The sequence below is a fragment of the Chryseobacterium sp. BIGb0232 genome (assembly GCF_024810195.1).
Classification (GTDB): domain Bacteria; phylum Bacteroidota; class Bacteroidia; order Flavobacteriales; family Weeksellaceae; genus Chryseobacterium; species Chryseobacterium pennae.
This window is the reverse complement of the sequence record NZ_JANUEH010000016.1, coordinates 73,021-97,856: the sequence shown is the minus strand read 5'-3', so window position 1 is coordinate 97,856 and position 24,836 is coordinate 73,021. Positions and strand designations below refer to the sequence as shown.

At 36.8% G+C, this 24,836-nt stretch carries 22 protein-coding genes and 1 riboswitch; of the genes, 12 read left to right on the top strand and 10 right to left on the bottom strand.

Annotation, left to right across the window (positions count from 1 at the left end; translation table 11 throughout):
• Positions 1-32: 32 nt before the first annotated feature.
• The 3 genes from cysI to M2372_RS24380 all read left to right on the top strand — a co-directional run bounded on the left by cysI (position 33) and on the right by M2372_RS24380 (position 6,488).
• Positions 33-1,706: an assimilatory sulfite reductase (NADPH) hemoprotein subunit gene (gene cysI / locus M2372_RS24390; RefSeq protein WP_123321675.1), complete on the top strand. Its 1,674-nt coding sequence runs from the start codon at positions 33-35 to the stop codon at positions 1,704-1,706.
• 385 nt (positions 1,707-2,091) lie between these two features.
• Positions 2,092-4,965: a TonB-dependent receptor domain-containing protein gene (locus tag M2372_RS24385; RefSeq protein WP_123321674.1), complete on the top strand. Its 2,874-nt coding sequence runs from the start codon at positions 2,092-2,094 to the stop codon at positions 4,963-4,965.
• 5 nt (positions 4,966-4,970) lie between these two features.
• Positions 4,971-6,488 (top strand): TSUP family transporter, encoded by a 1,518-nt coding sequence (locus M2372_RS24380; protein ID WP_123321673.1) that lies wholly within the window; start codon positions 4,971-4,973, stop codon positions 6,486-6,488.
• Positions 6,489-6,729: 241 nt separating this feature from the next.
• On the opposite strand, the gene M2372_RS24375 is transcribed toward M2372_RS24380, so the two are convergent.
• Positions 6,730-6,939 (bottom strand): hypothetical protein, encoded by a 210-nt coding sequence (locus M2372_RS24375; RefSeq protein ID WP_123321672.1) that lies wholly within the window; start codon positions 6,937-6,939, stop codon positions 6,730-6,732.
• Positions 6,940-7,687: 748 nt separating this feature from the next.
• Between M2372_RS24375 and M2372_RS24370 the strand changes: the two genes are divergently transcribed.
• Positions 7,688-7,915: a hypothetical protein gene (locus M2372_RS24370; RefSeq protein WP_123321671.1), complete on the top strand. Its 228-nt coding sequence runs from the start codon at positions 7,688-7,690 to the stop codon at positions 7,913-7,915.
• 194 nt (positions 7,916-8,109) lie between these two features.
• On the opposite strand, the gene M2372_RS24365 is transcribed toward M2372_RS24370, so the two are convergent.
• Positions 8,110-8,613, bottom strand: coding sequence for a hypothetical protein (locus M2372_RS24365; protein ID WP_123321670.1), 504 nt, complete (start codon positions 8,611-8,613; stop codon positions 8,110-8,112).
• 153 nt (positions 8,614-8,766) lie between these two features.
• On the opposite strand from M2372_RS24365, the gene M2372_RS24360 reads away from it, so the two are divergent.
• Complete coding sequence (locus tag M2372_RS24360; RefSeq protein ID WP_123321669.1) at positions 8,767-9,270, top strand: GNAT family N-acetyltransferase; 504 nt, start codon at positions 8,767-8,769, stop codon at positions 9,268-9,270.
• A gap of 8 nt (positions 9,271-9,278) precedes the next feature.
• On the opposite strand, the gene M2372_RS24355 is transcribed toward M2372_RS24360, so the two are convergent.
• Positions 9,279-10,367, bottom strand: coding sequence for an alpha/beta fold hydrolase (locus M2372_RS24355; RefSeq protein ID WP_123321668.1), 1,089 nt, complete (start codon positions 10,365-10,367; stop codon positions 9,279-9,281).
• A gap of 110 nt (positions 10,368-10,477) precedes the next feature.
• Positions 10,478-11,476 carry a serine hydrolase gene (locus M2372_RS24350; protein ID WP_228455812.1) on the bottom strand — a complete coding sequence of 333 codons (999 nt, stop codon included), beginning with the start codon at positions 11,474-11,476 and terminating at the stop codon, positions 10,478-10,480.
• 206 nt (positions 11,477-11,682) lie between these two features.
• On the opposite strand from M2372_RS24350, the gene M2372_RS24345 reads away from it, so the two are divergent.
• A complete protein-coding gene (locus M2372_RS24345; RefSeq protein ID WP_115972929.1) occupies positions 11,683-12,165 on the top strand; it encodes a hypothetical protein in 483 nt (160 codons plus the stop codon).
• 197 nt (positions 12,166-12,362) lie between these two features.
• Here the strand turns inward: M2372_RS24345 and M2372_RS24340 are convergent, their stop codons facing one another.
• Entirely contained in the window at positions 12,363-13,634 is a 1,272-nt protein-coding gene (locus M2372_RS24340; RefSeq protein ID WP_228455811.1) for a Xaa-Pro peptidase family protein, read from the bottom strand.
• Between the two features lie 146 nt (positions 13,635-13,780).
• On the opposite strand from M2372_RS24340, the gene M2372_RS24335 reads away from it, so the two are divergent.
• Entirely contained in the window at positions 13,781-14,656 is an 876-nt protein-coding gene (locus M2372_RS24335; protein ID WP_123321666.1) for an AraC family transcriptional regulator, read from the top strand.
• Between the two features lie 20 nt (positions 14,657-14,676).
• Here M2372_RS24335 and M2372_RS24330 read toward each other — a convergent pair whose 3' ends face one another.
• On the bottom strand, positions 14,677-15,069 hold the full coding sequence (locus M2372_RS24330; protein WP_123321665.1) for a Fur family transcriptional regulator: 393 nt from the start codon (positions 15,067-15,069) through the stop codon (positions 14,677-14,679).
• Between the two features lie 88 nt (positions 15,070-15,157).
• On the opposite strand from M2372_RS24330, the gene M2372_RS24325 reads away from it, so the two are divergent.
• From M2372_RS24325 to M2372_RS24315, 3 genes are all read left to right on the top strand, one after another.
• Positions 15,158-15,496, top strand: a complete 339-nt coding sequence (locus M2372_RS24325; RefSeq protein ID WP_115971541.1) for a MerC domain-containing protein — start codon at positions 15,158-15,160, stop codon at positions 15,494-15,496.
• Positions 15,497-15,502: 6 nt separating this feature from the next.
• Positions 15,503-16,702, top strand: coding sequence for a GTP-binding protein (locus M2372_RS24320; protein WP_123321664.1), 1,200 nt, complete (start codon positions 15,503-15,505; stop codon positions 16,700-16,702).
• Between the two features lie 77 nt (positions 16,703-16,779).
• Complete coding sequence (locus M2372_RS24315) at positions 16,780-18,174, top strand: alkaline phosphatase (RefSeq protein WP_123321663.1); 1,395 nt, start codon at positions 16,780-16,782, stop codon at positions 18,172-18,174.
• A 104-nt stretch (positions 18,175-18,278) separates the two neighbouring features.
• Here the strand turns inward: M2372_RS24315 and M2372_RS24310 are convergent, their stop codons facing one another.
• Complete coding sequence (locus M2372_RS24310; protein ID WP_123321662.1) at positions 18,279-19,070, bottom strand: LexA family transcriptional regulator; 792 nt, start codon at positions 19,068-19,070, stop codon at positions 18,279-18,281.
• A gap of 435 nt (positions 19,071-19,505) precedes the next feature.
• Between M2372_RS24310 and M2372_RS24305 the strand changes: the two genes are divergently transcribed.
• Entirely contained in the window at positions 19,506-19,790 is a 285-nt protein-coding gene (locus tag M2372_RS24305) for a bacteriocin-like protein (RefSeq protein ID WP_160137874.1), read from the top strand.
• 149 nt (positions 19,791-19,939) lie between these two features.
• Here M2372_RS24305 and M2372_RS24300 read toward each other — a convergent pair whose 3' ends face one another.
• Entirely contained in the window at positions 19,940-20,401 is a 462-nt protein-coding gene (locus M2372_RS24300; protein WP_123321661.1) for an Lrp/AsnC family transcriptional regulator, read from the bottom strand.
• Positions 20,402-20,590: 189 nt separating this feature from the next.
• Positions 20,591-20,777: riboswitch (cobalamin riboswitch) on the top strand.
• A gap of 174 nt (positions 20,778-20,951) precedes the next feature.
• On the opposite strand from M2372_RS24300, the gene metE reads away from it, so the two are divergent.
• Positions 20,952-23,255, top strand: a complete 2,304-nt coding sequence (gene metE, locus M2372_RS24295; RefSeq protein WP_123321660.1) for a 5-methyltetrahydropteroyltriglutamate--homocysteine S-methyltransferase — start codon at positions 20,952-20,954, stop codon at positions 23,253-23,255.
• A 105-nt stretch (positions 23,256-23,360) separates the two neighbouring features.
• Here metE and M2372_RS24290 read toward each other — a convergent pair whose 3' ends face one another.
• Both M2372_RS24290 and M2372_RS24285 read right to left on the bottom strand, forming a co-directional pair.
• Entirely contained in the window at positions 23,361-24,185 is an 825-nt protein-coding gene (locus tag M2372_RS24290) for an anti-sigma factor domain-containing protein (protein ID WP_123321659.1), read from the bottom strand.
• Positions 24,186-24,191: 6 nt separating this feature from the next.
• A complete protein-coding gene (locus M2372_RS24285) occupies positions 24,192-24,761 on the bottom strand; it encodes an RNA polymerase sigma factor (protein ID WP_228455810.1) in 570 nt (189 codons plus the stop codon).
• Between the last annotated feature and the right edge of the window lie 75 nt (positions 24,762-24,836).

The following is a 24,836-nucleotide window of genomic DNA, read 5'->3' as shown; positions in this document are numbered from 1 at the left end:
AAAAGTACCTACACCCTTAAAAGAAAACAATTATGAGCCATAAAGACAATCTTTCCCCTGTAGAAAGAATTAAAACCCAAAGCAACGGACTCAGAGGAACATTAAACGAAAGCCTTGCAGATGATTTTACCGGAGCTATAAGAGAAGATGATCAGACCTTAATCAAGTTCCATGGAATGTACCAGCAGGATGACAGAGACAGAAGGGAAGAACGGGTTTCCAAAAAACTGGAATGGCTGTATTCTTACATGATAAGACTAAGGCTGCCTGGCGGATTTTTAACTTCAGATCAATGGATCGGAGTGAATGATATTGCCAGTGACCATTCTACGGGAACCATCAAAATAACTACCCGCCAGACCCTTCAGTTGCACGGTATTTTAAAATCTCACTTAAGACCAACCATTCAGAGTTTTAATCTGAATCATCTTGATTCTATTGCGGCTTGTGGTGACGTAAACAGAAATGTAACCTGTACAGCTAACCCATCAGAGTCTCCATTGCATCAACAGACGTATGAACTGGCAGGCAAAATCAGTGAAATGTGTCTTCCGAAAACAAAATCCTATTATGATATCTGGATTGATGATGAATTAATTGTAGACAGAAAAACAGAAGAAGATCCATTATATCAGGACAGATACCTTCCCAGAAAACTAAAGATCGGAATTGCCGTTCCACCCAATAATGATGTAGATGTATTTATTAATGATGTTGCCTTGATTGCTATTATTGAAAACAATGAGATCGTAGGATATAATATCGCAGCAGGTGGTGGATTGGGAGCAACGCATGGGAATGAAGCAACTTATGCACGCCTTGCCTCTGTTCTTGGTTTTGTAGACTCTGAGGAAAAAGCTTTACAAGCTGTTTATGAAATTATCACTGTACAGCGTGATTTCGGAAACAGAAGTGACAGAAAGCTTTCAAGGTTAAAATATACTATTGATAAGCTTGGTATCGATCAGTACAGAGCAGAGGTAGAAAAAAGAACCGGATTCAGTTTTGAACCTGCCAGAGCATTTAAGTTTGAACAAAGAAAAGACCGCTATGGCTGGACGCAAAATCATGAAGGAAAATGGTTTTACACCGTTTTCGTAGAACATGGAAGAGTCCTTGATATTGAAGGCTATCCTTTAAAATCCGGATTATTAAAAATCGCTCAAACAGCTAATGTCAATTTCAGATTTACCTGTAACCAAAACCTGATTATTGCCGATATTCAGGAAGAAGATAAAGCAAAAATAGAAAGCCTTTTACAAGAGTACGGAATTTCAGAAGTTACTGAAAAAGCGAGTGCCCTGCGTAAAAATTCTGTAGCATGCGTTGCCTTAAATACCTGTTCACTGGCTTTAGCAGAAGCACAGCGTTATTTACCATCTCTGGTTACCAAAATAGAACCTATTCTTGAAAAGCATGGCCTTTTAGAAGATGATATTACCATCAGAATGACCGGATGCCCTAACGGATGCGGACGTTCTCCCAATGCTGAAATCGGATTTGTAGGAACAGCATATGGGAAATACAACCTTCATATCGGCGGTGATCGATTGGGAATGCGTCTGAATACAAAATACAGAGAAAATATTGCAGAAGAAGAAATTCTAACCACTCTGGATGAACTTTTCAGAATCTATGTAAATGAAAAACATACAGAAGAAACATTTGGTGACTTTTCATACCGTTACTTACAAACCTTAAACTGAAAATATGACTAGCCTTTTTTATGATCAGAAAAAACTAAAAAAAAATCAACCATTTCTTCTAGGTGAACGAATGTGTATGTGTTGTTGATTTTTCAATAATAACAATATATACAGACTGTTTTAAATGCTATTGAAACCACAGAAGGTCTAAAATTACCATTTAAATAACCATTAAGAGAAGTTAAGGTTTTAAGATAAATCAAAGATAAGCACCACTTAAAACTAAGATCATCTTAATACTCTTATCAATTTTGGTTTATGTAGTTTTTATACGCAAAGCTTTTTACCTTAAAAACAATTTAAGTATCAAAACTTTTGTGCTTTTTGTGGTTAAAAATAAAAATTTCAAACAGCTCCATTCTTATCCATCTAAAATAGAAGAACAATGAAAAACAAAAGACAGGGATATTTTCTGCCTAAAACAGGAGTTATAGTATTTACATTTTTATTCTGTAACCTGGCAGAAGCACAGCAGCTTATAGAATTAAGCGGAATCATCAGAAATACTGGGACCCAGAAAGGAATTGATGCTGTAAAAGTACAGGTTGAAAATACGCAGGATACCGCATCAACCGATCAACTAGGAAATTTTAAAATAAGAACAAGGGTAACCATTCCTTTCCGGCTGACAATCAATAAAGATGGTTTTTCCAGTCAGACCGTAGAGATTCTTTCGCTTTCCAACAAACTTACCATCGGGCTCAATCCTCAGAATACCATTATTGATGATGTAGTAATTTCTGCATCCCGTATTCCGGAAAAAATACTAAGGTCTCCAATCGCGATTGAAAAGATTGATATTAAAACAATCCGCGAAAGTCCGGCAGCATCTTTTTATGAAACCCTGGAAAATGTAAAAGGTCTCCAGCTCTTAACCTCCAGCCTTACGTTGAAAATTCCTAATTCCAGAGGATTCAATTCTCCCAATAACTTCAGATTTATGCAGCTGGTAGATGGAGTAGATGTACAGTCTGCGACATTAGGAGTTCCGTTGGGAAATGCAATTGGTCCTACAGAATTGGATATACAATCCATGGAAGTCACTCCGGGAGCTGCTTCCGCATTGTACGGAATGAATGCCATCAATGGGCTGGCCAGTTTACAAACAAAGGATCCGTTTACCTCTGAAGGAGTAAGTGTGTATTTTCGTGGCGGAGTGAATCATGTAGATAATTTCAATCACAAAATAAGTTCTCTGGGGGAAAGTGCCATAAGATTTGCCAAAGTATTCCATAAAAACTTTGCCGTTAAAGTGAATGCTTCTTATTTTACCGGAACAGACTGGATTTCAAACAATCAAACCGATCAGAACCCTAATTCACTGATTACCGCCAATCCTAATTTTTCTTTACCGAATAATCCGGCAGAAGACCTTTGGAACAAATACGGTGATGAAAGAAACAACAGGGTAGCAGTAAAAGTAGATTATAACGGAAAACCCACCACATTCAATGTTTCCAGAACCGGATATCTGGAAAAAGACCTGGTAAGCCCGGAAGTAAAGAATATAAAATTTGATGCCGGACTATACTATCGTTTTGGTGATCAGTGGAAAGCATCTTACGTGTATCGTTACGGATTGCTTGACGGAATTTTTCAAAGAGGAAACAAAATCCGTTTACAAAATGCTACCGTTCAGAACCACAAAGTAGAACTTACCGGAAAAGAACTTACATTCAGAGCCTATGTATCCATAGAAAATACGGGAGATTCTTATAACCTGAAACCTTTGGCTGATAACCTTGATCTTACGAATCTGTCTAATAACAATTGGAAAAGTATCTTCCAGACTGCTCTTCAAAATAATCTCAATGCAGGAACCAACTTAAATGAAGCTCTTATTCTTGCCCGTCATGAGGCTGATAAAAATAGAGTCACTCCCGGAACAGCAGCCTTTGATCAGTTAAAAAATACCATCATCGGAATTAACAACTGGGATTCTGCCAATGCAGGAATTGCAGGAGCCCCTGCAACAGGGGGAGCCAAACTGGAACAGAAATCCAGATTTTACCAGGGTGAATTAACCTATGATTTCAGCAGATTTGTAAAGATTTTCAACCTTCTTGCAGGAATTGATTACCGTTTGTACAGCATAACGCCTGATGGAAACAACTTTGTAGATTTCGACAGAGCTGTTACAGAAAGAAATATCCCTTTATCCAATGGAACTTTCGGTAAGGATGTTGTCTATCAGAAATATGGAGCCTTCGCACAAATTACCAAGCTTTTCTTTGATGATAAATTAAAAATTAATGCTGCACTCCGCATCGACAGAAACCCTGAATTTGAAGCTAAGCTAAATCCAAGAATAAGTATTGTGTACTCTCCTGTTAAACAGCATAATTTCAGAGCATCTTTTCAAAACGGATACCGTTTTCCATCCTTATTTGAAGCTCTTTCTTTCGTGAATAACGGAAATGTAAGAAGAGTAGGCGGGCTTTCAAAGGTGAATGATGGTTTAGGTTATCTGGAAAACTCTTATACTCTGGCTTCTATAGATAGGTTTACTTCTGCTGTAAATGCCGATGTGGATGGTGGAAAAAGTCAAAGCCAGGCTGCACAGGATAATCAGCAGCTCTTAGCCGTTGCCAACCTGCAGAAATTACAACCGGAAAAGATCAATTCATTTGAAATAGGGTATAAATCGGTATTCTTTAATAACAAACTAGCTCTGGACTGGGATTTTTACTATAATATTTATGAAGGATTTCTTGGACAGGTAGAAGTAGCCGTTCCTAAAAGCAGCCAGGTAGGAAGCAATGCAGCCGTTTTGGCGATGCTTGACAGAAGCAAACAGGACCGATACAGAGTATACACCAATAGCAACAGTACTTACAAAAGCTATGGAACCTCCTTTGGGATCCGGTATAATGTGATTAAAAATTACAACGTCAATGCCAATGTATCTTATAACGACCTGGCTTCCAATAATACTTCGGACCTGTTTATTACAGCATTCAATACCCCCAAATGGATGGTGAATGTAAGTGTGGGAAACAGAGAGATTATCAGGAATATCGGATTTACGCTTGTAGCAAGATGGCAGACTGGTTTTGATTGGGAAAGTCCTTTAGCTTCAGGAAAAATTCCCGCTTACTATACCATCGATGCCCAGGCTACATGGAAGATTCCTGAAATTCATGCCAATGTAAAAATTGGAGCAACGAATTTACTGAACAGACGTTACTTCCAATATGCAGCAGGCCCTGAAATCGGAGGTTTATATTATCTCGCTTTTACGTATGACTTAAAACTGTAATCAAGATGAGCAATTCTTTATATCCCGTTTTTTTAAAACTTGAAACCTTATCGTTACTTATCATTGGTGGCGGAAAAATTGCCCTGGAAAAGCTGGAGTCAGTATTAGGTAATTCTCCTGAAACCTCTATAAGATTAGTAGCAAAGGAAATCTCCCCTGAAGTCAGAGCCTTACAGAATAAATTTTCCAATATAAAATTATACGAAAGGGCTTATACCAATGATGATTTTAATGATACTGATCTGGCGATTATTGCCGTTAATGATATTGAATTAGCAGCGCAGATCCGTGAAGATGCCCATCAGAAAAATGTATTGGTTAATATTGCAGACAAACCGGATCTATGTGATTTCTATTTAGGTTCTATTGTAAAAAAAGGAAGCCTTAAAATCGCAATTTCAACCAATGGAAAATCTCCCACCATCGCCAAAAGGCTCAGAGAGACATTCACAGAAACCATTCCTGACGAAATGGATCTTGTTCTTGATAATATGCAGAATATCCGTAATCAATTAAAAGGAGATTTTAACCATAAAGTCACCGAACTGAACAAGATTACCACCCAATATCTGTCTGATGGAAAGTTATCTCCTTCAAAACCTGATCTGGAAATTGAAAAGCTCATCAGCATTACTAAAATTGCCCAGAGAAAGGCCAATATCTATCTGGCGATCATAGGGGTTATGCTTCTTTTCGGAATCTTTGGTCTTGTGGTCTATCAGTTTGATCTTTCTGATGACATTCAGACGTTTCTCAGCAAAGATGGTCATATCTTTTACTGGATGCTGTTTGCCGGTTTTATGGCTGAAATTGTTGCCGGATCAATGGGAATGGGATATGGTGTTATCTGTACCACCATATTACTGCTATTGAACGTTCCGCCACCTGTTGTAAGCGCAAGTATTCATTCAGCAGAGTCTTTTACAACCGCAGCCGGAGGATTCAGCCATTACAAATTGGGAAATGTCAATAAAAAAATGGTTTGGGTGTTATTTCCTTTAGCTATAGTGGGATCTATCATCGGTGCATTAACTTTATCTCATTATGGAGAACATTATGCCCATATCGTTAAGCCGATCATTGCCTGCTACACCTTGTATTTAGGATCAAATATTTTGAGAAATGCCTTTAAAGACAAAAATAAAAATCGTGTTAAAGCCAAAAGAAGAACTAATCTCAGAGTATTAGGATTAGTGGGAGGCTTCATTGATTCCTTTGCAGGTGGCGGCTGGGGACCTTTAGTCACCGGAACATTAATTAAGGAAGGAAGAATTCCCCGTTATGTGGTGGGAAGTTCAACGGTTGCTAAATTTTTATTGACAGTTACGAGTGCTATCACCTTTATCTTCACCATTGGGATTCATCACTGGAATATTGTGTTGGGCCTTCTGTTGGGTGGTGTTTTTACCGCTCCGTTTTCCGCCATGCTTACGTCCAGACTTCCTACAAAGAAGATGTTTGCCGTGGTAGGAGTAGTCGTTATCCTGATGAGTCTGGTAACAATTGTCAAAACGTTTCTTTAAAAGAGGGAAGCCTGAAGATGGAAGAGGGAAGTTTTTAAAGCCCGAAATGCAATGATAGTCTTGTTTATTCTTTCTGTCATTATTTGTTTAGGATACTTTCAGAGGTAGTAAGTTGGATAGTAACTTCCAGCCTCCAGCTTCCATCTCCAAGCCATTCTTTAAAGTCAGGAAGCCTGAAGCTGGGAGAGGGAAGTTTTTAAAGCCCGAAATGCAATGATAGTCTTGTTTATTCTTTCTGTCATTATTTGTTTAGGATACAGTAAGTTGGATAGTAACTTCCAGCTTCCATCTCCAAGCCATTCTTTAAAGTCAGGAAGTCTGAAGCCGGAAGAGGGAAGTTTTTAAAGCCCGAAATGCAATGATAGTCTTGTTTATTCTTTCTGTCATTATTTGTTTGAGATACTTTCAGAGATAGTAAGTTGAATAGTAACTTCCAGCCTCCAGCTTCCATCTCCAAGCCATTCTTTAAAGTCAGGAAGCCTGAAGCTGGGAGAGGGAAGTTCTTAAAGCCCGAAATGCAATGATAGTCTTGTTTATTCTTTCTGTCATTATTTGTTTAGGATACTTTCAGAGGTAGTAAGTTGGATAGTAACTTCCAGCTTCCATCTCCAAGCCATTCTTTAAAGTCAGGAAGCCTGAAGCTGGGAGAGGGAAGTTCTTAAAGCCCGAAATGCAATGATAGTCTTGTTATATTCCTTCTGCAATTATTTGTTTGAGATACTTTCAGAGGTAGTAAGTTGGATAGTAACTTCCAACCTCCAGCTTCCATCTCCAAGCCATTCTTTAAAGTCAGGAAGTCTGAAGCCGGAAGAGGGAAGTTCTTAAAGCCCGAAATGCAATGATAGTCTTATTTATTCTTTCTGTCATTATTTGTTTAGGATACTTTCAGATATAGTAAGTTGGATAGTAACTTCCAGCCTCCAGCTTCCATCTCCAAGCTATTCTTTAAAGTCAGAAGCCTGAAGCTGGAAGAGGGAAGTTCTTAAAGCCCGAAATGCAATGATAGTCTTGTTCTATTCCTTCTGCAATTATTTGTTTGAGATACTTTCAGATATAGTAAGTTGGATAGTAACTTCCAGCCTCCAGCTTCCATCTCCAAGCCATTCAAATTCAGTAAAACTACGGTATGACTTCCCTGGAAGTATAATTACCTTTGATTGAGTTACAATTTCATCAAACAATAACTTTAAAGCTAAAACATGAAAAAATTAAACAGAAAAACGTTAAAAAACATTGCCGGGGAAATTGGTATTGAGATTAATTTACCTCTTCCGGTGGGAATCTGTATCGGAAACCTTATTAGTTTATGCCCACCCAATTCCCACTGCAGGGCAGATGAAAAATGTTATCCGGATATTGCAGGTCCTTGTATCAATGGGATGTGTCCATCAGGATATCAATGCCGTTCCGGTGAATGTGTAAGATAAAATAATTTAAGTAAAAAACCTTTATCAAGATTGGATAAAGGTTTTTTATAGCTGTGGCATTTTATCAATATGATAAATGTGGTTATTGAAAATAATTTGGAGTTAACTGATTTCCAGTCTTGAAATTATGAATATTTTTGTTTGACTCCGTCGAATCTTCGATTTCAAGAATAAGTATTAGTAAGAAAAATTATTTATTTTCTATCCTTTATTCCAATTACCTTCAATGCGTTAAAAGTCAAAAAGATGTCATCAAAAACAGTAAGTGATTCCACATCATTGAAACCTGCAGGGATCAAATCGTTTTTATTGAATGATAATTCGATGGAGGTATCATAAGAAGCCACAATTCTTACTTTAGAATATCCGTTATAATCTACTCTGAAGCCCTCGAACATACAGTTGCGTTCTGCTTTCTGATACTCACCGTACTCCTCAAAGCCTGCCATATCTGTTCTCTCATCATCATTGTCATTATGCTCCAGCGATTTCCATGAAGTGTAATTTTTAGGTTCCTTCAGTACATTTCCGTTGGGATCTATAGGAACAAACATTCCCAATGTAAGAGATTTCTTTAAAAAATTAGCATAATTATTCATCAAACTTAATGTCTGAAGGTCAGCATATCCTTCGTGGGCATAATATTCAAGCACGAAAGTAGTCATCGGAATCAGCTTATGAGAAGCATCAGTCGGCATATTTGTTTTTTTCTTTTGGGCCGATAAAAATAGTATTTTTATTTACGTTTCCCAACGTAACATTCGCAATCAAACGGTATTTATACCCATTCTGAATAACAATAAGGAAAGATTGCCATGCATTTTCCGTATCTTCGTCCCATAACAGGAATAATGATAGTGAATACTTCTTTGCAGGATATTGAAGCGGTCCTTGGTTTATACAAAATGGCTTCTGATTTTAAGAAAACTGTATCCGGTGTACAATGGCCGGAATTTGATCAGAACATGATCGAAACTGAAATCAGGGAAAACCGACATTTTAAAATTACAGTAGATGAACAGGTAGCCTGTGTCTGGAGTATTACTTTCGATGATCATCAGGTTTGGGAGGAGAAAAATGATGATCCTGCCATCTATATACACAGAATTGCCACCAATCCTAACTTTCGCGGACAGAAATTTGTAGAACAGATTGTGGAATGGGCAAAACAGTTTGCTCCCAAGCACAACAAATTATACGTAAGGATGGACACTACAGCAGGTAATCAGAGATTAACGGATTACTATGTAAAATGTGGATTCACCTATCTGGGGGACAAGAAAATGACTGATACAGAAGGCCGTCCGGATCATTATCATAATGCTACGATGGGGCTTTTCCAACTTGAAGTATAACCATTCTGTTATTTACAGACAGGCTGAACATCATTCAATAAAGTGACCAACATTTTTCCAGGTTCTTCAAAAGGAATCAGATGGGCTGAATTTTCAAACCATATTCCTTTTTTAAAAGGAGCTTTTACATTCTTAAGCCATTGAGCTGTAGGTTCTGATGGAGTGGTATAATCATGCCTGCCCATTAACATGAAAACCGGAATCGGAAATGTTTTAACACTCTTAAAATCTGTATCAAGAAACTCAGAAAGCACTTTTGAAAGGGTAAATAAACTTCCTTTTCCAATAGCTTCTGCATCATTATATGAATATTCCGGGGATAAGAGCGGAGCCTGAAAAAAATACCTGGAATTGTTTCTGTAGGCAGTTAAACCACCATAATATTGAGGCCATTTTCTTGCAATAATAATTCTCTGACGGGTAATTGGAGTATTTCCGGGATAAGGTGCTATTGAAGCAAGTTCCTTTAAAGCAGTGTCATTTTTCATTCGGGTGGCTTCTTTTACTGCAAAGTCTACACTCAAGCGTTCATTATCTCTGGTATTAATAATCTGCCCAATTCCTACATAGGCATAGAACAGATCCGGTCTCTTCAGTGCAGCCTTCATAGAGATTATTGTTCCCCAGCTATGCCCTATAAGAAGGACTTTTTTCTTTTTATACTTTTCTTTAATCAATTCAGCAAGTTCTATAGCATCATCTACATATTGATTAATATTAATTGTATTCTTCAGACTCAGCGTATCATTAGCATTATAGGTCTTACCGGATGCTCTCTGGTCATAATTCACCACCGTGAAATATTCTTCAACAGGTCTCTGAAACATCCACATCACCGGAGCCATAGGAGAGGCCGGACCACCGTGTACAAATAAAATCACAGGATTCTCTTTATTCTGTCCACGAACATACACCCATTGCTTGGCACCACCAATAGTAGCTTTATATCTTTCCTGAATTCCGTTCGGACTTACTATAGAATCAAGATCTTTGATGATTTCTCTTGCTTCACGATATTCATCCCCAGGTTTCTGATTCTGTCCGAACACTACAATTGAAAATAATAAAGCAATAATTGATATAATTGGATGTTTCATGAAGTGTGTCTAAATAAATTGATTATAAGCACTAAGTTAAAAATATCATTTAGATAATAGGCTGGAAAAAATAAAAGTTAGTTCATGAAATTGAAATAACAATACTTATTTTAGTTATCCATTTGCAATACTTTTTTTTCAGCATCCAGGAATTCATAAACCGGGAAAGCATCACCTTGATTAGTTAATGCAATAATACAAGAATTAGTTTTCAGATCTCTCCAGACTATGCATCTGAAACCATTCACACCACCTGTATGCATGGCCTGATGACCTGAAACAAACCAGCCAAAACCATATTCACTGGGTTTTCCATCTTTTAGAATGGGTAATTCATACATAAGCTTAGAATTTTCAAGGTTCAATAACTGACGCTTACTTAAAGCCCTGTCAAATTTGTATAGATCCGATGGAGTAGAATAGAGGCTGCCATCCCCTAGAGTGAGAAGAAAATAATCGTCAGGCTTTTTATTCATGTCATAACCCTTTGCCATTTTAGCATTGGGAATCGTTTCAGCATCATAAATAAACGAATTTTTCATCTTCAAAGGAGTAAGTATTTTATCTTGAATAAATTGGCCATAGGATTGTTTTGATATTGCAGCAATAATCTCTCCCAGTACAATATAACCACTATTACTGTATTCAAATTGGCTTCCTGAAGGAAACCGCAACTCTGGTTGTTTTTTCAGAAAGTTTAAGACATCCTGATTGGTGATTTTACCTTTATTTAAAATCAAAACATTTTCATAATCTGCCAAACCTGACGTATGATTCAGTAATTGTCGTATAGTTACATTCTGTGCATAGCCTGGGAGATCTTTACTATACAGACTGGCCTTATCATCATAAGACAATAAGTTTTCCTGCTGCAACAGCATAATCCCAACAGCAGTAAAAGATTTGGTAATGGAAGCTATATAGAATGGTGTATTTTTCGTTACCCTACTTTTGTCTTCAAATTGTTTATAGCCCAACGCTGTATCGCAAACAACCTTTCCTTCTTTAACAATAAGAACGGTCCCATTAAATTTTCCTTGTTTATAATAGTCAAGAACAATATCTTTTTCTGACTTTTCTTTACAGGAGAAAAAAACTAGGGTTATCAAACTATATATCAATGAAATCCTGAGCATAGAATTGAGCTTTAATATGCAATATGTCAGATATATACATTAAAAGTTACAAAAATTAAAATTGAAAAGTATCAATTGGCCATTTTCTGTTTCTACTATAATTCATTCATTTTCAATACTTAATTTTCAATTAATTTAAAAAAGCTTATCTTTACGCTAACCAAACAAATCACAATAATATGTCAGTAACACCAGAAGGAGCAAGGAAGGCTCAGCTATCTTTATCCGAAAGAGCCCCCGTCGCTCATGCTGTTCTTTCAGGAGCAGAAAACATTTCAAAATACAGTAATGGAGTATGCCACGATGTGGTTGCTTATGCCCTGTATATGAGAGGAGCCAGCATCAGTCCGGATCAGTTGGCAGGATCGGCAGGTCAGAAATGGCTAGAAACCTTCAACTATTCCGGAGGAAAAAAATGGGATGGATATTCACCTATAGCTAAAGGGAAGGCCATTGGTTTCTACAGACCTATTGATAAGACCTGGTTTCATTCAGCCATTACCACAGGAAACGGCAATGAAATCAGATCCGTTAATGGATTTTCATTAGGTTCTGCATGGTCTGTTCCGGTAGATATGAAATGGGTTCTTGGAAAGATCAATTCTGATGGAACTTTTAATTATGACGGAACTAAAATAGAAGTGTACATATCTCCTTTATAACAGATATCAACAAAAATAAAGCCTCTTTAAAACAACTTTAAAGAGGCTTTTTTATGTCCATATGAACACGATATTTTTTGCCACGAATGCACTAATTATTCTATTTGTACATTTGTGACCACTCTAATTGTATAGAAATAATCCTTCCAGCCGGAAGGACTATTTTTTAGAAAACGGTTTTCCTCTTACTGTTTTTATTAATATTCTGCCCTCATTAGATGAGTAGAGTTGGTATTGAGCTCAATCCCTCTGTCTCTCCCCACAATTACAGTTCCTCCAATATTCGCAAGATGATTTCCAAAAGCACAATTGGGTTCAAAAGCAAAGCACATTCCTTCCTGTAGGACTAAATCTCTGCCAGGATTGGGAAGTCTTCCCACATTTCCATATCGGGCAGCTTGTGGCAATATTTCTATCCCCGGAGCAGTCCCAAATCCAATCGGACCATAAGGATTTATACTATGAATCAAAGGATGTACATGCCATCCGCCAGCTTCTAAAAGTGGTTTTTCCATGACATCTACAACTTCTCCAAAAGTTTTTCCCGATTTCAAAACATCAACTCCTGCTTCATAACACGCACTGGCGACAAGGGCTGCACGCTCAAGATTTGGATGAATATCTCCAACTGCCACTGCTGCCTGATGCTGAGTTTCATACATCCCATACAGCGCAAAGATCTCAGATAAAACAATGTCTCCTTCTTTAATGATTCGAGGAGCCTGTGACCGATATTGCCAGGCAGGCGGCCCCCATCCAATATATTCAGGCCCTGATCCCATTAATATTTCAGCCGTAAACCCTCCCATTGAAATACAGGTTGAAGTAATAGCAGCTGCTACTTCAGCTTCACTTACTCCGGGTTTAACAGTCATCCGCATTGCTTCACTCATTGCTTCCCCAATGTGGGCAGCATATCTGATTAAAGCCAGTTCTTCATCACTTTTTGGAGCAGTCAGTTTGAAAAAATCCATATAAACGGGCTTTATTTCAGCATTTGGAAAGGCTTCCATGATACCTTTCCATGTACGATGGGGGAGCGCTCCGTCAAAATAGAAGGGTGGATAAGGCTCTAAACCGATTATTCCAATCTTAGGTGTATTTGAAAGTCCTTTTTCTTTAAGGATATTTCCAATACTGGCCCCAGTTTTACCAACATAGATTTGTTCAGGCTCAATCCATTGCTGATCTCCACGAAGGGAAGCCTGCATATGGTCAGCGACCATCATTGAAGCAAAAGTGACAACAATTGGCTTTTCTTCCTTGTGAAATATCACAACAGACCCAAGTCTGTCATTAGTAAAATAATGATCAATAGAAAACGGGGCAGGTGCCGCAGATTCTCTGTCTCCGTAAATAATCAGAGTGTCCAGTTCATTTTTTCTCATGATAATGCGTGCAATATCCCAACGACGATCACGCTCTTTCAATGATAAAGGCAATGGTATTTCCATTTTTGTTTTCTTCATAACTCAATCTTTATTAATTATTAAAGCTGATGCAAAGTAAGTGGATCGGTGATCGAAGCATATTATCCCGGAAGAAGAATAAATGTGCAATACGTTTGTTTTATTGGAAAATAAATATCTTCTTTACCTGAAATTTAATTTATAGCATGGAAAGCGTGAGAGATGTTGAAAGTTACAGTATATCTTATGTGTCTGAGAAAATAGGATTACAGAATGTAGAAGGAATTGTCGTAAACAGAGCAGAAGATTCTGTACGAAAGGGATTAACAAATTATCCGCATACTGTGAATGGTTTTATCTGCGCCATCTGTGTAAAAGGGAGGGCAGAACTGAAAATAAATTTTCAGAAAAGACTATTGGAACCCAATATGCTGATGGTTGTTCTTCCCGGTTCTATGATGGAACCGATAGAGATATCAGAAGATTTGCATATAGACACTATTTTTTTCGATCTGGATTTTATTTCCAAAGATTCTCTTTCGAGTAACTACCTGTTTTTTCACGAAGTAAGGCAAATACCATGTCTCAGGTTAAATAATGAAGGTTTTGAGATCTTTAGACAACATCATACGAGTATTTCTACGCATTATCATAGAGAAGAAAGCAGGAGTAAGACAGATATACTTCAATTCCTGTTGTTAGCTCTTTTGGCAGAAGTAAAAGATGTATATAATACTAATGGTGAACAGGGTCAAAGGTATACAAGAGCAACAGAGTTAACAGTTATTTTTTTTGATTTATTATACCGCCATCATAAAGAAGAAAGAAGTGTTTCCTTTTATGCACAGAAAATGCATCTCACCAGTAAATACCTGACTACAATAATACGTAAACAGACAGGGAAGTCTATCCTGGTCTGGATCAATGAAGCGGTTATAGCACAAGCCAAATCTTTATTGAAAACTACCAATCTGTCAGTAATGGAAATTACTGATATATTAAATTTTACTGAACCGTCACTATTTTGTCGGTTTTTCAAAAGATACACCAGCATAACCCCTTCTGCATACAGAAGAAATTAAAATCTGTATCTGGAATTTATTTATGCTTCCATCGTACATTTTGGACATACTCCACTGATGATAAAATTATATTCCTCAGCAATAAAATACTCCGGTAAGCTAATTTCCGGGATCGCGTTTTCAATACACGTCACAGAATGACATTTTTTACAGTTAAAATGTACATGGTTATGAAAATGCTGTTCATGAGTACACTTCCCAATGCATTTTGCAAAATTAACCACACCATCCACATTGACAATCCTGTGAATAGCACCTTCATTTTCAAGGCGTTCCAAAACCCTGTAAATCGTAACTCTATTACACAAATCACCTAGATGCTTTTGAATATCGGAATGGCTCAATGCCACCTCAGAAGCATTAATAAGGTTTAAGATTTCAGTTTTGGCATGCGTATTTCTGACTTGTTTCATATTTTAATGCAACAAAGTTGCGTTATTTAGGTTTTTATATTTACATTTGCAACAAAGTTACAATAACAAATTCAAATCCTAATCTTTTATGAAGTCTAAATTTCTTGATGCAGTAGGAATCTCAGCCGCAGTTTTATGCCTGATTCATTGTATTGTTTTCCCTTTATTGCTTATCATTCCTTTGGGAATATCACATAATCCGTATATCGACCTTACATTTCTTTTGATTGGAACCTTTGTGGTATACAGACAAACAAGGCATATGACCAATCATTGGCTGTCAATTTTATTCTGGGGTTCAATCGGGTTAATTGCTGTTTCAATATTAACTGATTTTATATTTGAAATTCATCTGCCATTGATCTATGCAGGAGCTGCGGGGCTGATTACAGCACATTTTATCAATTTAAAAAAACATAAACATTAGGAAAACATGAATAAAAAACTCCCTGTAACGGTTCTCAGTGGTTTTTTAGGCGCTGGAAAAACAACATTACTCAATCATATTTTGCATAATAAGCAAGGATTAAAAGTGGCAGTTATTGTCAATGATATGAGTGAGGTTAATATTGATGCCAGACTGGTTGAAAATCAAAACACTCTTTCAAGAACAGAAGAAAAGCTGGTAGAAATGAGTAATGGATGTATCTGCTGTACATTAAGAGAAGATCTTATGATAGAAGTGGAACGTCTAGCCTATGAAAACCGTTTCGATTATCTTTTGATTGAAAGTACAGGAATCAGTGAACCCATTCCGGTAGCCCAAACCTTTACCTATATTGATGAAGAAAGTGGAATTGATCTCTCCCGCTTCAGCTATGTAGACACTATGGTAACTGTAGTGGACGGTTTTAATTTCATGAAAGATTTTTCCTCTAATGAACGATTAATGGATCGCAGTCTTACTGATATTGATGGGGATTACCGTACGATTGTTAACCTTCTTACTGACCAGATAGAGTTTGCCAATGTTATTATTTTGAATAAAACAGACTTGATTTATCCGGATACTCTCGGATTCTTGAAATCTGCAATTAAAAAGCTAAATCCTGAAGCGGATATTCTGGAATCAGAATTCGGTCAAATTGATCCAAAACATATTTTGAATACAGGATTATTTGATTTTGATCAGGCACAATCCTCAGCAGGCTGGCAAAAAGAATTACAATCCGGCCACCACACTCCCGAAACGGAAGAATATGGAATAGGTTCTCTGGTATTTAGAGATAAAAGACCTTTTCATCCTGAGAGACTTTGGAAATATCTCAATCATTATCCTGAAGGCATATTAAGAGCTAAAGGACTTTTTTGGCTGGCATCCAGACCTGATGATGCACTGAATTTTTCTCAGGCAGGAGGCTCATTTCGCCTGGAGAAAGCAGGAGTTTGGTGGAGTAGCATGCCTTTGAACCACAGGGTGCAATATACTTCTTTTATAGAAAATCAAGCATTTATTGAAAGCAGATGGGATAAAAACTGGGGAGATAGAATGAATGAGTTGGTTTTCATTGGGCAAGATCTTAACAAAGAACAGATCTTGCAGGACCTCACGGATTGCCTGATCAATGATGATGAAAAAGATTTATTTGACCGGAAAGCAGATTTTGAAGATCCATTTCCTGAACAGATATAAAATTAACTTTTAATTAACGCAACTAAGTTTCATTAAATAAAAATATATCCTAATTTAGGGCTTTATTGATACAATATATGGATAGAAGAAAATTTCTAAAAGGTTCTGCACTGCTTTCAGGGTTATTATCCCTGTCACCCTCTGAACTTTGGAGTTCCAAAAGGAATACTGAACCATCCGGGACCGGAAAAGCAAAGAATATAATATTCATGATCAGTGATGGAATGAGCTTGGGAACTCTTTCTATGGCAGATTTGTATTCCAGAAATATTTTAGGCAAAGAAAGCCATTGGCTCAGTTTATATCGTGAGAAGAAAGTTTCAAGAGCCTTAATGGATACAGCCTCTGCCAATTCGATTGTAACAGATTCTGCTGCTGCAAGTTCAGCTTTTGGAGGAGGAATAAGAGTACAAAACGGGGTATTAAATATCGGTGCTAATGGAGAAAAACATATTCCCATATGGCAGAAATATAAAAAAGCAGGGAAAAAAGTTGGTTGCGTTACTACTGTTACAGTTACTCATGCTACTCCTGCGGGATTCTGTATCAATTCCGCCAAAAGAAATGCAGAACCTCAGATTGCCGAAATGTATGCAGAACTGGAAATAGATGTTCTGATGGGAGGAGGGGATGAGTTTTTCAATCCCTCAAAAAGAGAGGATCAGAAAGATCTTTATTCTGTCTATAAAAAAAAGAATTATCAGATTCTGAAAAATCATACAGATCTGAAAACAATAAAAAAAGAAGAGAAGATACTAGGAATCTTCAATACAGGAGCTTTACCCTACAGCATTGACAAAGCTAATCTTTCTGAATTTGGGAAAACTCCCAGTTTAGCAGAAATGACAGCAGCAGCAATTGATCAGATGAAAGAACATCCGGGAGGCTTTGTTCTTCAGATAGAAGGTGGGAAAGTAGACTGGGCTGCTCATGCCAATGATATAGCCGCATTGATTCATGATCAGCTGGCATTTGACGAAGCTGTGAAAACCGTGATGGATTTTGCTGAAAAAGATGGAAATACCTTAGTGATTATCACTACAGATCATGGGAATGCCAATCCCGGAACCATTTATGGCACTGATACCACTAAAAATTTCAATAGTATTTCAAACTATCAATATACCAATGAATACATTCTGAATAAAATTCATAAAGATCATTCTGCTAAAGATATCAAAGACTGGATATTTGAAGCTAATAAGCTTGTTTTAAGTAATGATGAAGCCAAACATTTGCAAAGTTTTTACAATGGGCTTGAAAAAGAAGAAGGGCTTTATAATTATAAAAAACTACCGTTCAAACTGTATTCAGAAATTCAGAAAAGTCGGAATTCTGTAGGCTGGATCAGTATGGACCACTCAGGAGACTATGTAGAAGTAGCGACCTTTGGACCTGGAAGCCAGCTTTTACAGCCTTACATTAAAAATACGGATCTGCATCATCTAATGCTGAACGCAGTTCCTTTATAAATTTAAAATTTTCATATCATATTTATATTTTTATTTGGTTTTAAAACAGGCTCTCCAAAATGATTTGAAGAGCCTGTTTATTTTGTACGAAATTATTACCCCGTTTATTGAGAAGACTTTCTGCGGCGTGTAGACACTTTTTTATCCAATTCTTTGATATCCTGTCTCAATTCCCTGAACATTTCCTTGAAATTATAGCTTTCATAATCTCCGGGCTCAAAATCTTCCGGAAAAATTCCTGAAGCATACTGCCAGATCTCTACAATATCTTCAAACGGAATATCGTATGGTTCATAGAAAGAGTTATCAGCAGTTACACAAATGGCATTTCCTTTATTCTCCTTAAAACGTTTATACGTAATCCCATCATTCTGGGTAATGAAAACATAAGTCTTACCAGGTTTAAGCTCATCGATTCCCTCTACATACTTTCCTACAATGTATGAACCACTTCTGAATGGAGGCATAGAATCTCCATCTGCCGGAAATGCTCTGTATTTTCCATTGTTTAAAAAGGGAAGGGCAATACGCTGAAGACTTTCAATATATCCCACATCACTATATCCCTCCAGATATCCCATAGAAGCTTTCTGAGGAATGATTTCTATGGTATCATTTCCAAGATCATCCACAGCTACAGGAAGAACAATTCTGTTATCCGGAAGCTTCAGCATATCTTCCGTTGAATATTTCTGAAGGTCTACGGACAGCAACAGATCTATACTGACATGAAAATATTTGGCTATCTTAATAAGAAGCTCCATAGGAGGTTCTGAAATTCCGTTTTCGTATTTAGAATATCTCACCCGGGAGATCGTAAGGTCATCAGCTACGTTTTGTTGAGAAAGCTTTCTCTTGGCTCTCAAAGAGCGTATATTATTTGAAAAAATTGACATTGATAGAAGTATGTCCACAAAAATACAAATTTTACGCCCTGTGGTCAATAATCAGAACAGCATTTACCATAAAATTTAGAGAATTTTATCACTTCTTAACTAAAGCAAGAAAAATCAGCTAATAAAACACCTGTTTTTTACAGTTGTAGCCTCTGTTTTTACCTTTAAAACCTCATTTTAACAAACATTAAATATTAACCATTAAAAAGTTAATTTACATTGAAAATATTAACTCCAACATTTAAAATTTGAAATATGTTTTTTAAAATTTAGTGAATCAATCAGATACAAACAAAAATGATATACACAATATTTTTCGTTTATATTAATAAAATATTAAATAATAAAATTGTTTAATTATTTTATTCAAAATAATATGAGTTTATTATTAATTATCATATATTTGTGATGTATTAATCATATAAAATTTTAATCATGAAAAATTTCAAAAAACTAGACAGAAACGAACTAAAATCAATTTCAGGAGAAGGATTACTTGATCCAATCGGAGGTTTACTAGGAGGTCTAGGAGGCGTTGTTGGTGGCGTTCTTGGAGGAGTAGGTACTATCGTAGGTGGCGTTGTTACCGGAGTAGGTTCTACAGTAGGTGGAGTTATCGGCGGTGTAGGTACTGTTGTAGGAAATGCTTTATGCCAAACACAGTGTGTAGTTAATGGTGTAATCCACATCAAATTATTAGAGTGTGGTTCTACTTGCTAATCAGCAACTCCATTAAAAATTAAAAAAGTATAGCCGCTCTAAAAATAGAGCGGCTTTTTTATTTTTTTATTCTGAGTATGATACTAAATATATTACACTCTGACAGGTTTTTAAAGCCTGTTAAGTTTTAGATAAATAAAACAGTCATTTTATAAAGTCAAGCCCTGATTATTTTTTACTTCAGCCATTACAAAGGTACTGTGTGTACTTCCTATAGAGTCTACAGAACCAAGCTTATTAAATACAAAATCCTGATAATGTTTCATATCGCGAACCTGAACTTTCAACAGGAAATCAAAATCTCCGGAAATATTGTAACATTCTGCCACTTCTTCAATTTCCAGGATTTCTTTTACAAAATCATAGCCCACAGAGCGGTCATGAATTTTCAATTTAATCTGGCAGAATACTGTAAATCCGCGGTTAAGCTTTTCTGCATCCAGAACTGCTGCATATCTTTTTACAAAGCCTTCCTGTTCCAGTCTTTTTACCCTCTCAAAAACAGGAGAAGGTGACAGATTAATTTCCTTAGCAAGTTCTTTAACGGTCAATTTTGCGTTGTTCTGAAGCAGTTTCAGCAGTTTTATGTCCTTATCATCAAGTTGTTCCACAGAATATTATTCTTTTATATTTTAAAATCACCCAAATGTACAGAATTATATTCTCTAAAAATACATTTAAAAAGCTTAATTTATCAAATATCAAATGCTTTATTGATTATTTATTCTGTATTATTAATTTTATACAAAATTAAAATCTTTTACCAAAGCTAATTTTGTTAAAAGATCAGTTCTTTACAATCTTCATCAAACAGGAAAGGTTTTACTTAAGGTAGATTAATAGGGAATCGTGTGAGAATCACGAGCTGTCGCGCAACTGTAAGTAACACATCAAAGGTTTCTGTCCTTAGATATCCACTGCCAAAAGCGGGAAGGATGACAGAAACTGTTACAAGTCAGGAGACCTGCCTTTACTGAATGGACAATGCTTTCGCGGTCTGAAGCTTTTGAGTCATACAGATGATCTATTGCAGTACGTTTTATCTCCGGGTGAAACTGTACCAACTGCTTATATCACCTGATTTCAAAAATTTCTATCCCGAACAGCATTCCGAAGCATTCAAAGAGCATTTAAAATAAGTTTAATTTAAAATTTGTAAAAATGCAAACTCACATTTTGGGCTATCCGCGTATTGGTAGCAAAAGAGAACTAAAAAAAGCCTGCGAACAGTATTGGTCAGGTAAAATCGTTTTGGAAGAACTTCTTACCGTAGGAAGAACCATCTGCAGTCAAAACTGGAACCTTCAGAAAGAAGCAGGAATCGATCTTATCCCTTGTAATGATTTTTCCTACTACGACCAGGTGCTGGACATGAGCCTTGTGGTAGGAGCTATTCCAATACGTTATCATGAGGTAGCTCTTAAAAAGAACAATTCGGAACTGGATCTTTACTTTGCCATGGCAAGAGGATATCAGAAAGACGGATTGGATATCACTGCGATGGAAATGACGAAGTGGTTTGATACCAATTATCATTATATAGTCCCTGAATTTTATAAAAATCAGCAGTTTAAACTTACCTCAGATAAGGTTTTCAATGAATTTGCCGGTGCAAAACAGGCAGGGATCAATGCAAAACCTGTAATTATCGGTTTGGTTTCTTATTTACTTTTAGGAAAGGAAAAAGAAGAAGGATTTGATAAGCTGGATCTTGCCCATAATCTTCTTCCAGTTTATATTGAGATCTTATCAAAGTTACAAAGCCAGGGTGCTGAATGGATTCAGTTTGATGAACCTTTCTTAGCCTTAGACCTTACTGAAAAGGCAAAAGAAGCCTATACTTTTGTGTATGCTGAGCTTAGAAGACAGTTTCCAAAACTTACATTCATTGTAACGACATATTTTGAAGGATTAAAAAACAATCTGTCTCTTGCAGCCTCACTTCCTGTGAATGTACTGCATATTGATCTGGTAAGAAACCCTGAGCAGCTTGAAGATGCACTTGATTCTATTCCAGAAAGCCTAAGCTTATCTCTTGGAGTGGTAGATGGCAGAAACATCTGGAAAAATGATTATGAAAAATCTTTATCTATCATCAAAAAAGCAGTTGAAAAATTAGGATCTGAAAGAGTTTTTATCGCTCCTTCATGTTCTCTGCTGCATTCACCATGTGATTTAGATTTTGAAACCGGTCTTCAATCTGAAATCAAAAACTGGCTGGCTTTTGCCAAACAAAAAGTAAAAGAAGTGGTAATCCTTAAAGAGCTGGCTTCGGAAACTTCTGATCATAATATTCTTCTGGATTTTGAAAACAATAAAAAAGCCGCTTCAGACAGAAAAACATCTTTACTGATTCATAATGAAAATGTAAAACTAAGAGCACATTCTGTTACAGAGGCAGATTCGCAAAGGAAAAATTCATTCAGTGTCCGTAAAGAGGCACAACAAAAGGCATTACAGCTTCCTTTATTTCCTACAACAACCATTGGGTCATTTCCACAGACTGCTGAAGTAAGAAGCTGGAGAGCAAAATTCAAAAAGGGAGAACTGACTGCCGAGCAATATGATACTTTATTAAAAGAGGAAACCCAAAGAACGATTCGTTGGCAGGAAAGCATCGGAATTGATGTTCTTGTTCATGGTGAGTATGAACGTAATGATATGGTGGAATATTTCGGAGAGCAATTACAGGGATTTACTTTTACTAAAAACGGTTGGGTACAGAGCTATGGAAGCCGTTGTGTAAAGCCACCAATCATTTTTGGAGATGTCTCCAGACCTGAACCTATGACCGTTTACTGGTCTCAATATGCTCAGTCTCAAACGGATCAATGGGTAAAAGGGATGCTGACAGGACCTGTAACCATCTTACAATGGTCATTTGTACGTGACGATCAGCCTCGTTCCGAAACCTGTAAACAGATTGCCCTGGCGATCCGTGATGAAGTTCAGGATCTGGAAAAGGCAGGGATCAGAATTATTCAGATTGATGAACCGGCTATCCGTGAAGGTCTTCCATTGAGAAAAACAGACTGGCAAAATTACCTGAAATGGGCTGTAGAAGCGTTTAAAATCTCAGCAAGTGGAGTAGAAGATGCTACCCAGATCCATACGCATATGTGCTATTCGGAATTTAATGATATCATTAAGAATATTGCAGATATGGATGCTGATGTGATTACAATAGAATGCTCAAGGTCTCAAATGGAACTTTTACACGCTTTTGCAGACTTCAAATATCCTAATGAAATTGGCCCTGGTGTGTATGATATTCATTCACCGAGAGTTCCTTCCAAGGAGGAAATGACTGAACTGCTGAAAAAAGCTCAGGATGTAATTCCTTCAAACCAGCTTTGGGTCAATCCGGACTGTGGTTTGAAAACCAGACATTGGGAAGAAACAGAAAAAGCCTTAATTGCTATGGTTGCAGCTGCTAAAGAGGCTTCTGTAGAATATGCATCTTAACTATTTTCAACCTTATATCAACCAAAAAGCATCCAAGTTGGATGCTTTTATTTTTTTAATTATTTTGAGACTGAAAACATTCACAATTTCAATCTATGATTACATTTAAATTCCTCCCATTACATACATGTTTTCCATAGTAGGAACGGGGCTTCCGCCTTGTTTTTCAAGAGTAATAGCAAACGCCTGCGCTTTTGAAATAGTAGCCAAAGCCGTTTTACTGTCTTTATCTTCAGTATACATTCCTGCATTTACCGGTTTCCCATCTTCAAGAGCCCAAAGCTGATACTGCATTCCTGTTGGAGCTTTAGGGAGATGCTCACCATTAAGGTATACTTTTTTTGTTATTCTATCCCAGAAAACCATTGCTTTGGCTTCCTGGTGCTTTTCCACTCCTTTTAACATCACCATCTGCATGTCCGGGTTGGAAAACATATCCAGTTTTCTATCCATCTTTTCCATGGCAGCATCCTGAGATTGTTTTTCTGCTGCCAGTTTTGTCATTTCCTGTTTTGTTGTAGACTGGTTATTCATCCAAACCAGATTCCCGGCTATACTTATAAGGAATAAAACAGATGCTGCAACAGCAAGAGCTTTCCAATTTCTTTTTCCCTGTATCTGTTCCGGATTTTTGATATCTCTGTCATCATTAATTTCCTGAATCTCTGTAGAAAGAGAAGGTTTCGCTTCCTCAACAGGAGACTGTTCCTTTTGAATTTTATTCCAGATTTTAGATTTCAGATCACTTGGAGGTGTTACAGCCTGAGCCGTAGCAAGATGTTCCAAAGTTATTTGTGCCTCTTCAAAAGCAGCCTTTACTTCAGCATTATTCTTCATCACACACTCCAAAATCCCTGCTTCCTCTGGAGAAGCATGGCCAAGAATATAAGATTCTATAATTCCGGATGATATGTATTCTTTTGTGTTCAATTTAATTTATTGATAATCTTTTAGCAAATCTTTTAATTTCATCAATGCATTCCGCATCTTCGTTTTTACCGTTCCCAGCGGTATCTTCAGTTTCTCGGATATTTCATGTTGGGTATATCCCTGATAATAAGCAAGATTAATAAGTTCTTGTTTGTCCACTTCCAGATTCTCAAGCACATTGTTAAATCCAATATAATCTGATGAGTTATTGGTCGTTGATAGCTCTGTAGTGTTATATACGAAATCGGGAAGTGATTGGTTTTTAAGCTCGTTCTGGAATCCTTTAGATTTTAAATAATCAATTGCTGTATTTCGGGCAATATTAATCATCCAGGTATAGAACCTTCCTTTAGAAGCATCATATTGATGAATAGAATTCCAAATTTTAACAAAAACATCCTGAATAACTTCTTCAGTGTATTCTTTAGACTGAACAATACGAAGAACAATTCCATACAACGCACCTGAATAGTGGTCATACAGATAATGAAAACCATTTTCGTTTTTTTCTTTTAATAAAACGATAAGTTCTTCCTCAGAATAGGTTGTTTTAATAGCAATTATTTTTCTATCCAAATGTAATAAAATAAAACAAATACCCAATAAAATCCGAAAGATCTTTTACGTCGTATATAGTTTCAAGAAAATATT

Excerpts from the sequence above, each read along its gene's own strand:
- cysI (WP_123321675.1), top strand. The coding sequence starts at position 33 with ATGAGCCATAAAGACAATCTTTCCCCTGTAGAAAGAATTAAAACCCAA.
- M2372_RS24385 (WP_123321674.1), top strand. The coding sequence starts at position 2,092 with ATGAAAAACAAAAGACAGGGATATTTTCTGCCTAAAACAGGAGTTATA.
- M2372_RS24380 (WP_123321673.1), top strand. The coding sequence starts at position 4,971 with ATGAGCAATTCTTTATATCCCGTTTTTTTAAAACTTGAAACCTTATCG.
- M2372_RS24375 (WP_123321672.1), bottom strand. The coding sequence starts at position 6,939 with ATGGAAGCTGGAGGCTGGAAGTTACTATTCAACTTACTATCTCTGAAA.
- M2372_RS24370 (WP_123321671.1), top strand. The coding sequence starts at position 7,688 with ATGAAAAAATTAAACAGAAAAACGTTAAAAAACATTGCCGGGGAAATT.
- M2372_RS24365 (WP_123321670.1), bottom strand. The coding sequence starts at position 8,613 with ATGCCGACTGATGCTTCTCATAAGCTGATTCCGATGACTACTTTCGTG.
- M2372_RS24360 (WP_123321669.1), top strand. The coding sequence starts at position 8,767 with ATGATAGTGAATACTTCTTTGCAGGATATTGAAGCGGTCCTTGGTTTA.
- M2372_RS24355 (WP_123321668.1), bottom strand. The coding sequence starts at position 10,367 with ATGAAACATCCAATTATATCAATTATTGCTTTATTATTTTCAATTGTA.
- M2372_RS24345 (WP_115972929.1), top strand. The coding sequence starts at position 11,683 with ATGTCAGTAACACCAGAAGGAGCAAGGAAGGCTCAGCTATCTTTATCC.
- M2372_RS24340 (WP_228455811.1), bottom strand. The coding sequence starts at position 13,634 with ATGAAGAAAACAAAAATGGAAATACCATTGCCTTTATCATTGAAAGAG.
- M2372_RS24335 (WP_123321666.1), top strand. The coding sequence starts at position 13,781 with ATGGAAAGCGTGAGAGATGTTGAAAGTTACAGTATATCTTATGTGTCT.
- M2372_RS24330 (WP_123321665.1), bottom strand. The coding sequence starts at position 15,069 with ATGAAACAAGTCAGAAATACGCATGCCAAAACTGAAATCTTAAACCTT.
- M2372_RS24325 (WP_115971541.1), top strand. The coding sequence starts at position 15,158 with ATGAAGTCTAAATTTCTTGATGCAGTAGGAATCTCAGCCGCAGTTTTA.
- M2372_RS24320 (WP_123321664.1), top strand. The coding sequence starts at position 15,503 with ATGAATAAAAAACTCCCTGTAACGGTTCTCAGTGGTTTTTTAGGCGCT.
- M2372_RS24315 (WP_123321663.1), top strand. The coding sequence starts at position 16,780 with ATGGATAGAAGAAAATTTCTAAAAGGTTCTGCACTGCTTTCAGGGTTA.
- M2372_RS24310 (WP_123321662.1), bottom strand. The coding sequence starts at position 19,070 with ATGTCAATTTTTTCAAATAATATACGCTCTTTGAGAGCCAAGAGAAAG.
- M2372_RS24305 (WP_160137874.1), top strand. The coding sequence starts at position 19,506 with ATGAAAAATTTCAAAAAACTAGACAGAAACGAACTAAAATCAATTTCA.
- metE (WP_123321660.1), top strand. The coding sequence starts at position 20,952 with ATGCAAACTCACATTTTGGGCTATCCGCGTATTGGTAGCAAAAGAGAA.